The 13078-nt window shown below is 38.5% G+C and carries 12 protein-coding genes; 6 read left to right on the top strand and 6 right to left on the bottom strand.

Features of this window, described 5'->3' with window-relative positions; translation table 11 throughout:
* Positions 1 to 8: 8 nt before the first annotated feature.
* A complete protein-coding gene (locus tag HH219_RS09500) occupies positions 9 to 716 on the top strand; it encodes a TorF family putative porin (protein ID WP_169327296.1) in 708 nt (235 codons plus the stop codon).
* Positions 717 to 803: 87 nt separating this feature from the next.
* On the opposite strand, the gene HH219_RS09495 is transcribed toward HH219_RS09500, so the two are convergent.
* Together HH219_RS09495 and HH219_RS09490 are read right to left on the bottom strand one after the other, a co-directional pair.
* A complete protein-coding gene (locus HH219_RS09495) occupies positions 804 to 1517 on the bottom strand; it encodes a LytTR family DNA-binding domain-containing protein (RefSeq protein ID WP_054203423.1) in 714 nt (237 codons plus the stop codon).
* The gene (locus tag HH219_RS09490; RefSeq protein ID WP_169327295.1) at positions 1514 to 3289 is read right to left on the bottom strand and encodes a histidine kinase; all 1776 of its coding nucleotides are present in this window, start codon (positions 3287 to 3289) and stop codon (positions 1514 to 1516) included. Before HH219_RS09490 ends, HH219_RS09495 begins: the two co-directional genes overlap by 4 nt.
* Before the next feature lie 152 nt (positions 3290 to 3441).
* Here HH219_RS09490 and HH219_RS09485 point away from each other — a divergent pair, with 152 nt between their 5' ends.
* Positions 3442 to 5295 (top strand): serine hydrolase, encoded by a 1854-nt coding sequence (locus tag HH219_RS09485; protein WP_169327294.1) that lies wholly within the window; start codon positions 3442 to 3444, stop codon positions 5293 to 5295.
* Between the two features lie 100 nt (positions 5296 to 5395).
* Here the strand turns inward: HH219_RS09485 and HH219_RS09480 are convergent, their stop codons facing one another.
* From HH219_RS09480 to HH219_RS09470, 3 genes are read right to left on the bottom strand one after another with little or no spacing between them, the layout of a single operon-like run.
* Positions 5396 to 6640, bottom strand: coding sequence for a hypothetical protein (locus HH219_RS09480; protein ID WP_169327293.1), 1245 nt, complete (start codon positions 6638 to 6640; stop codon positions 5396 to 5398).
* Positions 6637 to 7473, bottom strand: a complete 837-nt coding sequence (locus tag HH219_RS09475; protein WP_169327292.1) for an ABC transporter ATP-binding protein — start codon at positions 7471 to 7473, stop codon at positions 6637 to 6639. Before HH219_RS09475 ends, HH219_RS09480 begins: the two co-directional genes overlap by 4 nt.
* Positions 7474 to 7475: 2 nt before the next feature.
* A complete protein-coding gene (locus HH219_RS09470) occupies positions 7476 to 7850 on the bottom strand; it encodes a GntR family transcriptional regulator (RefSeq protein WP_008167164.1) in 375 nt (124 codons plus the stop codon).
* A gap of 92 nt (positions 7851 to 7942) precedes the next feature.
* Between HH219_RS09470 and HH219_RS09465 the strand changes: the two genes are divergently transcribed.
* Genes HH219_RS09465 through HH219_RS09455 form a run of 3 tightly spaced genes read left to right on the top strand, consistent with a single transcriptional unit; the run spans position 7943 to position 11349 of the window.
* On the top strand, positions 7943 to 9469 hold the full coding sequence (locus HH219_RS09465; RefSeq protein ID WP_169327291.1) for an alpha/beta hydrolase: 1527 nt from the start codon (positions 7943 to 7945) through the stop codon (positions 9467 to 9469).
* Between the two features lie 3 nt (positions 9470 to 9472).
* Positions 9473 to 10207 (top strand): ATP-binding cassette domain-containing protein, encoded by a 735-nt coding sequence (locus HH219_RS09460; RefSeq protein ID WP_054203417.1) that lies wholly within the window; start codon positions 9473 to 9475, stop codon positions 10205 to 10207.
* A complete protein-coding gene (locus HH219_RS09455) occupies positions 10204 to 11349 on the top strand; it encodes an ABC transporter permease (RefSeq protein ID WP_054203416.1) in 1146 nt (381 codons plus the stop codon). The genes HH219_RS09460 and HH219_RS09455 overlap by 4 nt, the downstream gene beginning before the upstream one ends.
* Before the next feature lie 62 nt (positions 11350 to 11411).
* Here the strand turns inward: HH219_RS09455 and HH219_RS09450 are convergent, their stop codons facing one another.
* Entirely contained in the window at positions 11412 to 12041 is a 630-nt protein-coding gene (locus HH219_RS09450; RefSeq protein WP_169327290.1) for an SDR family oxidoreductase, read from the bottom strand.
* 584 nt (positions 12042 to 12625) lie between these two features.
* Here HH219_RS09450 and HH219_RS09445 point away from each other — a divergent pair.
* The gene (locus HH219_RS09445) at positions 12626 to 13048 is read left to right on the top strand and encodes a hypothetical protein (protein WP_054203414.1); all 423 of its coding nucleotides are present in this window, start codon (positions 12626 to 12628) and stop codon (positions 13046 to 13048) included.
* The last annotated feature ends 30 nt before the right edge of the window (positions 13049 to 13078 follow it).

Below are 13078 nucleotides of genomic sequence, written 5' to 3'. Positions count from 1 at the left end.
GAATTAACATGACAACACAAAAAATAGTACTAGCAGTGGCATTACCATTTGCCCTTTTTTCAACATCAGTATTAGCTGATTGGTCAGCGACTGTAACAGGTGCATCTGATTATACGTTTAACGGCGTAAGCCAAACGAAAAATGATCCTGCACTTCAAGGTAGCCTTGATTATTCATTTGGTGATACGGGCATGTATGCGGGTACTTGGGCATCAAATGTTGATTTTGGTGACGATACAAACATTGAATGGGATGCGTACTTTGGCCGATATGCGCAGTTAAATGATGCGCTGAGCGTTGACTACGGTATAGCCTATTATAGCTACCACGGACAAAGTAGCTCAAGCGAAGGTAATTACTTTGAAGCCTACACTAAATTTGGTTATGCAAGCGACTTAGGCCAAACAGAGCTTAATTTTTGGTATAGCTGGGATTACTTTGGCACAGGTGCTGGACATGTAATATCTATGGTTACGCATACGATTGAACTTGCGCCTAATCATGCATTACGTGCGAGCTTTGATATTTCAAACTCACTCGATGGTGATAAGTTTGCTTGGGATACGGATGGTAAATCTTACAACCATTATCGTCTTGCTTATCAAACCAGCTTTGAAGGTTTTGATATTGAAGTAGCTGCTGAAAACACCAGCTTAGATATCGATACTGCTGATGAGCGTATTGTCTTGTCTATAGGCCGTACTTTCTCGCTATAAAACAGTATTTTAGAATAATAAGAAAGCGCATTAAACTGCTTTTAGATCAGTTTTATGTGCTTTCTTGTAAGCTTGGTTTCTGTTTTGTTATTCACCATTTATTTTAGCCTTTAAGGTACTAAGTCTGGTACGGCCTATAGGGAGCTGTTCACCGGTATGAAGTTGCACGTTATATTTGCTGCCTTCTTCACTGAGTAATGCCTTAATGTTAGATATTGGCAATACATACGAGCGGTGTATCCGGATAAAGTCTGGGCTCAATAACGTGAGTAATTTATCTAAATTCTTATCGTGTAAAATTTGTTTAGTGCCTCTGTTTTGCTGGGCTTTAGTTACAATCACACTGTAATGGCCGTCAGCTTTGATATAGAGAATATCTTCTATTGGAAGTAATTCGATTTTTCCTAAATATTTATAGGTTAAGTATTTGCTAGCCCCATTATGCTGCTGTTGTAACCGGTTTATTGCCTTTTTAATACGCTCTTGAGTAAATGGCTTCGCTACAAAATCGAGTACGCCAATATCAAACGCGTCAATCGCTCGATCGCTATTAGCAGAAACAATAATTGTGTGGAAGCTCTCACAGAGGGTGTGCTTTAATAACTCAAAACCATCTTTACCTTGCAGGTTTAAATCTAAAAACAAAACATCAATAGGGTGATCGGCTAAGTAATCGTAGGCGTCGTCAAGATTAGTACAAATATGCAATTCGATTTTTTGTTCATCAAAGGCGTTCTCAATAAAGCGCTTTAATCTTTTTGCTACCATAAATTCATCTTCAACCATTAATACTTTTTTCATAGGGGATCCTTGAGGTTGCTATTATTAGCACGGTGATCGTCATAATCTATTAACGGCGTTGAAATTTTTGTAACCCATTGTTGTTTTTCAATATCCTGCAATAAAGACCATTGATTAGAAAAGCTTTCATTTAACCTTGCTGCTATGTATTTATTACCAATACCAGCGCCTATTTTATTCTGTGTACGTTCTTGTGTAGCATTTTTGTTTGAATTATGAGTAATCGCATTTATAGGGACGATAAACGTTAAATACTGCGTGTTATTCATTATTTTTTGCTCAAAAAAGAAGGTAATATGGCCTTGTTGATAATGGTTATGCGAAATTGCGTTTTCTATTAATGTTAAAATAATACCCGGTGGAATGCAGTTATTCGGGTGAGATATATCCACTCTTAGGGAGTAATTTATATTTGAGCGATATGTCATAACTTTTAAATGGGAACGGCATAAGTCGATTTCATCTTGGAGATTGATTATTTTTTTTGCAGACAGTTGCGCCATAAATCTAAACTCATCCGCTAAGGCGTGGATAAATTTTACCGCTGTTGCAGGTGAGTCTTCAATCCACTCTTCAACAGCTGTTAATGTGTTTAAGATAAAATGAGGTTGTAGATTACGTTTGACTAATTCAAGCTCAAGGCGACTTGCATTAATTTTACTTTGTTCAAGTTGTTTGGTATTAGCACTCATGGTTTGTGCAAGGGTATAGAGCATTAAAAAGATTAACCCAGCAAAAGAGAGAAAAAAGTACTGATCCATGTATGAATAACTATTTATAAAAATAGGTGCAATGAATAGAGCTAAACCCAAAACCATTAACTTTGCATTGGCTTGTTGCGTAATGATAGCTTTGATACAAATGCACACAGCACTAAAAACGCCCACTAAAAATACATATAAGCTTCTATTATCATAACCATCAATCGTGATTAACAACACAGTTTGCAAGCAAATAACAAGTGCTAGCCATGTTGTACGATTTGTTTTTGATAATTTAAAAAACCATGCAAAAAAACAGGTGAAAAGCAGTGAAATTAAGCACGATAATGCTAAAACTATTTGTAAGCGAGGGATTTGCCAATCGTAAGGGTAAGGCATAAGACCACGCCATGATTCTACAAAAATAAGAACCAAAATACTTAAGCATAATATGCTAAATATTAAGTAGCTGGGTTGGCGGTAACTAGTAATAAATACAATCAATGAGTACAAAGCAATTAAGAGTAAGGCGCTGGTCATTATCAACGGTAAACTGGCTTTTTTATAAGGCAGCTGTATTAAATAGTCATATTCTGTTATCGCACTTGTAAACGAGACATAATCTACCTCAGAAGAAACGCGCTGATTAGAAATACGTAAACTTAAAGTATGTGTGCCTTTATCAGTTGCAGTATTAGGCAACAGCATTATTTTATCGATCAGGCCCGCAACTTCAGTGTGTTGGGAATCACCTACAAGGCCATTTTTACCTATTAAAACACCATCCCAATAAGCCTCAAACGATCCCAAAATACTAATAAACAAACCTAGCGAAGACGAAGGCTTTTTTTCAAAATTAAAGTCCATTTGCACCCATCGAATATTTTTTGAATTTTTAATACCGTGAAATGTATTTTTTTGCCACACAGAGCGGTTTACGATAGGTAATGAATAAGCAATATCGTCATCATCAATTAAATAATAGTGCTCGGCAAAGATAGCATCAGGCTCTTGCGCATAGGTAGCGAAGCTTGTAAAAAATAAAACGAATATGAGCTGATACTTAAGCATTGTGTTCCCTCTTTTATATTCCCCATCTTAGCAATAAAAAAGGAAAACATTCGAGGTGTTGAGGAATTATACGAGCCGTTCATGCATAAGTTGCTTATTTAAGGCGGCTAATGCGCCACACTGAGGTTCAATTTTCAAAACGAGATGCTCCTATGGCTATTAAAAAAACTATCATGACTTTGAGTAAATGTTGCGCAGCGCTAAGTTTAATTGTGGCTAGTGTGTGTGTCGCTAACACTCAAAAAACGCAACTATCTATAACTGGTAATACACATCAATTAACTACTTTTAGGTCACCGGTAGGTGAAGAATATAGTTATCAGCAGTTTATTGATAACTACAAAATACCAGGGCTAAGTTTTGCTGTTATTGATGATTATAAAGTGATTTATACTAATTTTGCAGGCGTTAAAGATACTAAAAGTAAGCAGAAAATTGATCAATTTACTGCTTTCTCAACGGCATCTATTGCAAAACCTGTCACTGCAACAATTGCAGCAATGCTCGCAGAGCAAGGTAAATTAGATTTAGATACACCTGTGAGTAACTATTTAAAACGTTGGGCGTTGCCTTCATCAGTGTTTGAGTCATCAAAAAACCTTTCTATTCGGCAGTTGTTGTCGCATACCGCAGGGATGAGCCAAGGCGGATATGCTGACTTTCATTTAGGGGATGATATTCCAACCCTTATAGATGTGCTTGAAGGTAAAAAGTTACCACGATATAAACGTCCGATTTCGATGCTATTTGCCCCTGACACTGATTGGCAATACAGTGGCGGAGGGTATGTAATAGTACAAGTAGCGATTGAAGATATAACCGGTAAACCATTGCAAGCATTAGCTCAAAAGATGCTATTTGATCCATTAGGTATGAAAAATACAACGATGTATCAAAATGGAGATAAACAATTTTTAACTAATGTTGCGAAGGTTCATGATCGTCAGCAGCAGGTTATAAGAGATGGCATACCAATTTGTCCGCAAATAGCACCATCTGGGCTGTGGAGTACGCCACAAGACATGGCCAAATTCACAATTGAATATCAAAAGGCGTTAGCAGGTAAAGTAACGTCGGTTATTTCAACATTCGTAGCACGTACCACTACAGATATTCACACGCTAAAAAAAATAGGCGGGTGGTCACCGGGTTGGATGAGATTTGAGGCCAAAGGTAATTTAGAGTGGTTCTCGCATGGAGGCTCAAACACTGGTACTGGCGGGCATATTATGTCAACAATGCAAGGTGGTAAAGGTATTATGGTTTTTATGAATGCGACAACAGAGCACAGAAACCCTGCAATAGATGCGTTTATTGACAGTACGATAAAAAAAATGAAATGGGCACGTGTAATTTCAGCAACAGCAAAACCCCCCAAGCATCAAATAGAGAAAATGCTCGGCAGGTATTTATCTCAGTTTGATCAAATAGTGACGATTACATTATCAAAATCCGGTAACGACTTGATATATGAAGATCCCCTTCAAAACAAAAAAGGCGTTAAAATGCATTATCAAGGAGGTGGGATGTTTGCTGTAGATAATAACCCTAATCAGATAAGTGTTGTAATGAACCCTTTATCTAATAAATATTTTTTAGTACTAAATAATGTTGGGAGTGGTTTAACTGAGCGTGCGATGCGCAAACTTGAAAAAGATGAACAACTTCCTTTTGAAGTAGCAAAATACGCTGATTTTATAAGCACATTAAAGGCATATAAAGCATGGAAAAAAAACTATCCTGATTCAAAATTTCTTTCAGCTAATGCAATTAATAATGCCGGATATAATGCGTTAGGTAACAAGGACTACCAAGTAGCTATAACGCTTTTTAGGGTTTATAGCCATCTATATCCTGATGATGCAAATGCATTTGATAGTTTAGCAGAAGCGTACATGCTCTTTGGAGATACTGTTAATGCGATAGCAAACTATGAGCAATCTTTGCAATTGAACCCACAAAATTCCAATGCACAAAAGATGATACATACCCTTAAAAAGCAATAAGTAGTTATAGATTTAGAATGTGGAATAGCGGGTGTTAAATCTTTTTGATAAACACCCGCTAAACTAAGCATTGCTAAAGGCAAAGGGCTTTTGAAGTAGTTTATAAGTATTTTATTGTAAAGCGGTTCAAAACAGCCAAAACACTGGCATAAAGTGAAATAAGTAAAAGCTTCAATATGCTATCGCCATGTTCAATCATTACATTGACAGTTCCCATACTCACGCCACACGATAAACATAATAAAACACTCAGTACGTTTATATTTTTAAATACATTGCCAAGAACAAAGCTTGTCAATGTAGCTGCTATACAAGCTACCGCATAACTTGCAACATTTAGAAGTTGCCATTGTTGATGGGTCAGTAGCAATATAGATGCACTAACGAAGCACAGAATACCAATTAACAATGAAAATTTAAGTGCACTGTTACTAAGGGCAACTTTAACTGCGTGACTCCCATTATAAATTGGTAAAGTGGTGAGTAATTCCCACGATTGTGAACGTTGTGCTTTTGCCCATTGGCATAACGTAACCGCAGCTAACAGCATTAATGTTAAAGCGAATAATACATGCTCTGCAATGTTATAAAAAAAGTTTATCACTATTGCTATGATAGAAAAGAGCACTAATAAAATAATGTATTGCGATAAACTAGATCCAACAAAATAACTCAATGGGAATAGTTGTTTATTTATGGCTGTGCCGTAATTTGATAAAAATCCACTTGGTACGGGCGACCAACCTGACTGAAGTCCTTGGCGGTAATTTACAAGTGCATCGGCTTGCCATATATAGGGCATACCTAATTTGTTTTTACATAGTAAAATTAGACTTAAAACCAGTAAGGAGCATGGTATTAACCACAAAGGTAAGTGTTCAAAAAAGATAGATATAATAATTGTGAATGTGAATGCTAAATAACAACATGTTGTAAATAAGTGGCTTGTAACGCGGCAAGTAAACCAAATACTTAAGCCCAAGGTGTTTGCTAGTAACAGCATGTTGATGTTATTTAAGCTAGGCGATAGGGCAATACTACACAGCAGAATGAGGTTTATTAAGGCAATAAAGACTTTACCTTGAAACATTACATGTTTGCAGTAATCAGCGACTAAGCATTGCCATTCAGTTGCTTGCATTCGAATACTTTGCCATGCAAGCGCACAATAAGCACACACAACAGCAAATATCATCATCATAGTTGATAACGATTCCACACGAATAAAAATGATACATGCGGCTGCGGCTAAAATAGCCTGAATTAAGTAGCTGGCACAGCCCAAATCTTTAAACCAAAAATTGAGACTACCCTGATACCAAGGTCGTTTTACTGCATTCATCATCCATGCAGCTCCACAAATAGTTGCTCTAGTGATAAATGGTTGATGGCAAGTGCGCCCGGAATAGGCTCTCCTTGGTAGCCATAAATAATGGCTGAGTTTGCTTGCAAATTAAGCACGCGGTAGGGACTTAGATCGATGTTTTGCTCTGTAAAATTGACTCTTCTGATGGTATCGCGTACGACATCTAATTCGTCAATCAAGATAAGCTCGGCGTCTTTTATTAGGGCTATATGACTGGCTACACGTTCTATATCGGATGTGATATGTGAGGAAAATAAAATACCAGAGCCTGAGTCTAATGCTAAGTCGAACAAGTCGCCCATAAACTCGCGTCGTGCTATTGGATCCAAACTGGCTACTGGTTCATCTAAAATAAGTAATTTGGGATGATAAGCCATAGCCATGATCAGCGCTAAAGTTTGACGTTGGCCGATAGATAACTCGTTAATTGCAGCATCAGTCGCCAGCTCAAACCGTTTGAGCCATTTAGCTTCTAATTGCAGATCCCATGTAGGGTAAAAGCTGCGGTGTAGTGCCAAAGCGTCAGCGACCTTAAAGCCTTCATAACCAAATGTTTGTTGTGGCACATAACCTATTTGGGCTTTACTTTGTGCGCTGAGCTTATCACTGGGTTCACCAAAAACACGTATCTCACCTTGATCAGGTGCTATCAACCCAAGCGCACTGCGTAATAATGTCGTTTTACCTGCACCATTTTTACCCAGTAAACCAATGACCATACCTGGCTCTAAAGCAAGCGAAACATTGTTTAATACACTGCGTTGGTCATAGCTTTTATAAATATTATTGTAGCTAAGAAGGGGCTGTTCCATGTTTATAATTTCCATCGTTTTTTTATAAGCTCGACGAGCGCTTCTTGCGATACATCAAGCTGTTTTGTTTGTTGAACGAGTTGATCGATAGCCTTAAAAAGCAAGGTGTCTTGTTGATCAGGTTGTTGCGATGTTTTTTGTGCCACACGGGTGGCTTGACCGCGACGACGCTCTAACCAGCCTTGATCGACCAATTGACCGATTGCACGTGATACCGTCATCGGGTTTACAGCAAAGTGATCTGCTATTTTACGCACTGATGGCAGCTCTTCACCGGTTAATAATTGCCCGCCCACAATCAAGCGCACAATTTGCTCATGCAATTGTTTATAGATTGGATCGCCATTATTAGGGTTGACATTAATAAATTCTAGCATTACTCTTTCTCTACTGTATTAATACATTAATACACCGATACACTAAGGTTAAGTTATCATATTGAGTGTAAAATGCAACAAGGGAAAGATTAATGAAAATCATGTTTAATTTACGTAAAAGCCTGATAAAGCTTACAATATTACCAATATTATTGGCCGGCTCAACAGCTGTATTAGCTGATAATAATAAAAAAAACCAACCATTACTCACACCTTGCTACATGGAAGGGCTTGCTGATAGGTTGATGTGCGGCAGTATTAGCCAGTCTTTATCGCAAAATCCGGCGGATGGTAATATTGATATCCACTTTGCTGTAATTCCAGCTATTAAACCAAGTTACCCTGACGAAGCCATTCTTGGTTTTGCCGGAGGTCCAGGGCAAGGCGCAATTGATCTCGCTGCTATCTTTAATAGAAACTTACAATTTGCCCGTGAAACACGCGATATAGTATTGATTGATCAGCGTGGCACGGGTTATTCAAATAAGTTGCAGTGTGACAGTGATGATTTACAAACGCAGTTTGCATTTAATGAAGCCTTTGCTGATTTACCTGCTCTGGGCGCGCAAGACACGCAAAAGTGTAAAGATAAGCTCAATATTGATTTAAGTCATTTCACTACACCCATTGCCGCTAAAGATTTTGAAGCGGTACGAAAAGCGCTTGGCTACAAAGGGTTTCATCTATATGGGGTGTCCTACGGCACGCGAATAGCGCAAGAATATACGCGTCAATTTCCAAGTTCAGTGATCACCAGCACGCTTGATGGTGTTGTACCTATGCAACAAAGTTTAGCTGCCATTGGTGAGGCTATTGATAGCTCGCTTGCGGCCCTATTTAGTCGTTGTGAAGCCAACGCACAGTGTGCTCAGCAATACCCTGATTTGAAAACTGAGTTTACAGCTTTATTGGCTAAACTCGATGCTCAACCAGTCGAGGTGCAGGTTTTACATCCGCGTACACATGAGACTATTACACTCGCTGTTACAAAAACAAAGTTTTTCGGGGCAATACGTATGGCTTTGTACAGTCATTCACGTCGTGCGATTGTGCCACTGGTTATTACACAAACTGCACAAGGAAATTATTCAGCATTGGCGGGCTTAATGGCAGGGGCTGATATGTCAGAAATGCTCGCCATGGGTATGCATAACGCCATCGTTTGTGGCGAAGACTGGCCACGATTAAATACACAAACCCGTCAGCAATATAATAAAACGTATGTGGGCAGCTTGATGATAGAGGGGCTCGATATTATGTGCCCAATATTAAATGTAACAGCCGTAGATAAATCATTTTATCAACCCCTTAACAGCTCAACACCTACGTTACTGTTATCTGGTGAGCGTGACCCAGCAACACCGCCAAGTTGGGCTGAACTTGCTATGGTAAGCATGAGTGAAGCAACGCATTTGGTATCACCCACGGCAACTCATGGGATCGGCTCGCAAACGTGTGCGCCTAAAATAATCGCCCAATTTATTGATCAAAAAAATATGCAAGATATTGATACCGACTGTATCAAAGATAAAAACGATAAACAGTTCTTTATGAATATCAATGGTGTTGCACCAATGCATACTCAGACCGCAACTTTAAACGCACAAGACAAGGAGTAAACCATGATTAAAGTAACTAACTTAACAAAGAAAATTGGTGATGTTAATGCGTTAAACGATCTTAGCTTTAGCGCACAAAATGGTAAAATAACGGGTTTACTTGGCCCCAATGGTGCGGGCAAAACAACGTGTTTAAGAACGGTGTTTGGTTTGCTAAAAGCAGATAAAGGTACAGCTGAGATTGATGGTATTGATGTTGCAAAAAATCCAATGGCAGCTAAACAAAATTTGGGATTGTTTCCTGATCCTTGTGGATTGTATGAGAGATTAACGCCCAGAGAATATATAACCTTTTTTGCGCAGTTGAGCGGCATGTCAGAGGTTGCGGCAAAAGAAGCGACAGCAAAAGTGCTCGAAAAATTAAGCATGGATGATATTGCAGATCGTCGTTGCCAAGGGTTTTCACAGGGGCAGCGTATGAAAACAGCACTGGCTCAAGCGGTTGTGCATAACCCATCAAACATTATTTTAGATGAACCAACACGTGGTTTGGATGTTATGAGTACACGTATTTTAAGAGAGTTATTATTGCTACTTAAAGCGCAAGGGCACTGCGTACTGTTTTCATCGCATGTTATGCAAGAAGTGGCTGCATTGTGCGACCACGTGGTGATTATGGCCAATGGTAAAGTGGTTGCAGAGGGCTCAGTAGAGTCGTTATGTGAGCGAACAGGTAAAGACAGTTTAGAAGAAGCATTCATAGACTTGATAGGCAGTGACGAAGGAATTGCAGCATGATTAATTTATTAAAAGTGTTATATAAAAAAGAAGTCATGGATGCCAGTCGTGACAAACGTTCAGTAATGGCAGGACTTTATTATGCAATTGGTGCCCCGCTTGGCATATGCATACTTTTTACATTGCTATTACAACAGCTTGCATCGCCTGATGCATTAAAAATAACGATTGAAAATAGTCTTTCAGCACCTAACTTAGTGGCTCATTTAAAAAACAATGATATCGCAATGGGAACGGATAATACAGATAGCAAATTAAAGCCAATTATATTGCAAATAAGTGATGATTATCAGAAGAATATGCGCGAAGGTCGCCCAGCGACTGTAACGCTCATTGCAGATAAATCAGATGATAAGCTACGTAAACATATTCAACGCGTGGAAAAAACGCTTGCTTTGTATAATTCTGAAGTGGCTAGCTTAAGATTAATCACACGGGGTGTCGACCCTCAACTAATGAGAGTGCTTGCGGTTGAGGTCAATGATCAAGCAACACCTGATTCTAAAGGTGGTATGTTCTTGGGGATTGCAACTCTATCAATGATTTTAACTGTATTTTATGCTGCAATGAACCTGGCAATAGATACCAGTGCTGGGGAGCGTGAACGTAATTCTTTATCATTATTGTTAAGTCACCCATTAAGTAGCTTACACATTGTATTAGCAAAATCGGCGGCGATAGCGACATTCTCTATGCTGGGGTTAGCGATCATTCTAGTGGTGTCGAAGTTTTCTTACGGTATGGTGCCGTGGCAGCAGCTAGGGTTTAGCGTAACCATTACACCGTCATTTATGCTTTTTTGTGCCGTAGTTTGTTTGCCAATTGCATTTATGTCAGCCAGTTTGCAGGTGTTTGTTTCGTTTACGGCAAAATCATTTAAAGAGGCGCAATCTTACGTGACGATGGTGTTATTTATTCCGATGGCATTAAGCATGGTAACGACTTACGATATTGCGACAGATATTGTGCAATGGTTACCTATTGCTGCGCAGCAATTTGCACTCATGGAGTTTATTAAAGGCAACCCAATACCGGTGCCACAATTAGTGCTATCAACATTGATTACAATTATATTGTTTGGCGTATTTAGTTATTTAAGTAGCCGTATGCTTAAAAGCGAAAAAGTAGTATTTGGTTTGTAAGTTTAAAAACCTTAAAAACATATTAAAAGCGGCCGTTGAGCCGCTTTTAATATGGAATGCGATTAAAGTGAAGTGATTGGCTTATCGCCATCGAATAACTCAAAGATGCTATTTTCGTTTGTTGAATGGTTGGCTATTTGTAATAGCGCATTCGCAACGTTTTCTCGACTGATTTTAGCCTCATTTCGCTCACTGGGTTGTTGTGTGGTAATTTTTAGTGAAGCATCTTCGTCGGTGAGTGAGCCTGGGCGTACGATTGTATAATTTAAGCCACTATTTATTAAATGCTCATCAGCCATGTGTTTTGCCACTAAATAAGGTTTTAAATCGCTTTGGATTGCATCCGGGTTATCTGCACCAATTGAACTGACCATGATTAAGCGCTTAATGCCATATTGTTTTGCATAATTTACGGCTTTAGTTGCCGCCCATAAATCAATTAATAACGTTTTATCATCACCCGTACTACCACCTGAACCTGCGGCAAAGATTACTTGCTCACAGCCATCAAACGCTTGGCTAAAGTCACTTTCAAGATCCTGCTCGATAATATCCAAGTAGCTACTACTTAAATCGCTTAACTTATTTTTATCGCGAACAAGCGCGATAACATGCTGCTGATCATTAAGTAGTAATTGTGTCGTCATTTTACCTATTTGGCCACTTGCACCTATGATTAATGTTTTGCCCATTGTTAACTCCTTTCGTTATAAATGAATCGCTAAATTACTCGCGTAACAATAGAGCTTGGGGGAGATATTTATTTTTAAAGGGGTATATATACCCAAGCCACCTCAAGATGCAGAATTCAGCGTTCCACAGGGGCTTAATATCAAGGCGTTACTTCGCAATAATGGCGGTCCCTTTTAAGGAGTAACAACGCAGAGAGTAAGCTCCTGTGAAACGCCCAGAGGGTTGGTTTAAAAGCGATTTATACTGCGTTATTGATTTTGATAAGGGAATAACCATTGCCTACAATCAATGCCTTGCCTAAATCGCTTTTAATTCCAACTGAAACTCACATCTTGAGGTGACTTGGGTATAACAAGTAAGCACTAAACATGCTTTTACTAAGACAGGGTCATCTTTATCTTAAAGTTGCATGAAACGTGCAATAAAAAGTGGAGTAAATGAAATAAGCGTAGTTGCTGTGTTATCATTTTATTTCTTAATTTAATGCTTGCTCGGTCTTTTTTTTATTTTTCGAGGCACTATTTTTAGTACACAATAATATGATTAAGTATGGGTTTTATTTTTACAAAAAAGGCAATGAACAATGATGAATACTAAGCTTTATAAAATAGTTTTAAATTTAGCTGGCGAGCTTGTAGATGCAGCACAAAGAAAAAACCAAACTAGGTTTGATGCTCTTTACGCTGAGCTAAAAGCATTGTGTATTGAAAACGAAAGCACCGATAAAGATCATCCCGTTCAGTGGGAAACGTTAGCAGATTTTACTGACGAGTTTGAAGATGCAGTATTATTGTATGAAAAGGCATTAGCAAAAGCGGTAGAAATTAACGCGAAGGATTACATGTCATCAATCGCTTACTCAATAGCGACTATGCAAATAGAGCTAGGCCAAATTGAAGCTGCAATTACAAGTCTTGAAAACGCTAAAGTAAGCGCGAATAAAATCGCAGATAAAGAACTAAAAACTGAAATTGACGAATTATTAGAAAAACTTTCAGCTAAATAATAGGGAACGCATTGTTTAAATAGAAATAAT

It is taken from the genome of Pseudoalteromonas sp. NEC-BIFX-2020_015 (assembly GCF_012952265.1).
Taxonomy (GTDB): domain Bacteria; phylum Pseudomonadota; class Gammaproteobacteria; order Enterobacterales; family Alteromonadaceae; genus Pseudoalteromonas; species Pseudoalteromonas neustonica.
Note: the sequence above shows the minus strand (reverse complement) of the source record. Positions and strands in the feature narration are given on the sequence as shown.

What these genes read in the sequence shown, in the direction of transcription:
- HH219_RS09485 (WP_169327294.1), top strand. Translation starts at nt 3,442, where the DNA reads ATGGCTATTAAAAAAACTATCATGACTTTGAGTAAATGTTGCGCAGCG.
- HH219_RS09500 (WP_169327296.1), top strand. Translation starts at nt 9, where the DNA reads ATGACAACACAAAAAATAGTACTAGCAGTGGCATTACCATTTGCCCTT.
- HH219_RS09455 (WP_054203416.1), top strand. Translation starts at nt 10,204, where the DNA reads ATGATTAATTTATTAAAAGTGTTATATAAAAAAGAAGTCATGGATGCC.
- HH219_RS09470 (WP_008167164.1), bottom strand. Translation starts at nt 7,850, where the DNA reads ATGCTAGAATTTATTAATGTCAACCCTAATAATGGCGATCCAATCTAT.
- HH219_RS09480 (WP_169327293.1), bottom strand. Translation starts at nt 6,640, where the DNA reads ATGATGAATGCAGTAAAACGACCTTGGTATCAGGGTAGTCTCAATTTT.
- HH219_RS09465 (WP_169327291.1), top strand. Translation starts at nt 7,943, where the DNA reads ATGAAAATCATGTTTAATTTACGTAAAAGCCTGATAAAGCTTACAATA.
- HH219_RS09490 (WP_169327295.1), bottom strand. Translation starts at nt 3,289, where the DNA reads ATGCTTAAGTATCAGCTCATATTCGTTTTATTTTTTACAAGCTTCGCT.
- HH219_RS09445 (WP_054203414.1), top strand. Translation starts at nt 12,626, where the DNA reads ATGATGAATACTAAGCTTTATAAAATAGTTTTAAATTTAGCTGGCGAG.
- HH219_RS09495 (WP_054203423.1), bottom strand. Translation starts at nt 1,517, where the DNA reads ATGAAAAAAGTATTAATGGTTGAAGATGAATTTATGGTAGCAAAAAGA.
- HH219_RS09450 (WP_169327290.1), bottom strand. Translation starts at nt 12,041, where the DNA reads ATGGGCAAAACATTAATCATAGGTGCAAGTGGCCAAATAGGTAAAATG.
- HH219_RS09475 (WP_169327292.1), bottom strand. Translation starts at nt 7,473, where the DNA reads ATGGAACAGCCCCTTCTTAGCTACAATAATATTTATAAAAGCTATGAC.
- HH219_RS09460 (WP_054203417.1), top strand. Translation starts at nt 9,473, where the DNA reads ATGATTAAAGTAACTAACTTAACAAAGAAAATTGGTGATGTTAATGCG.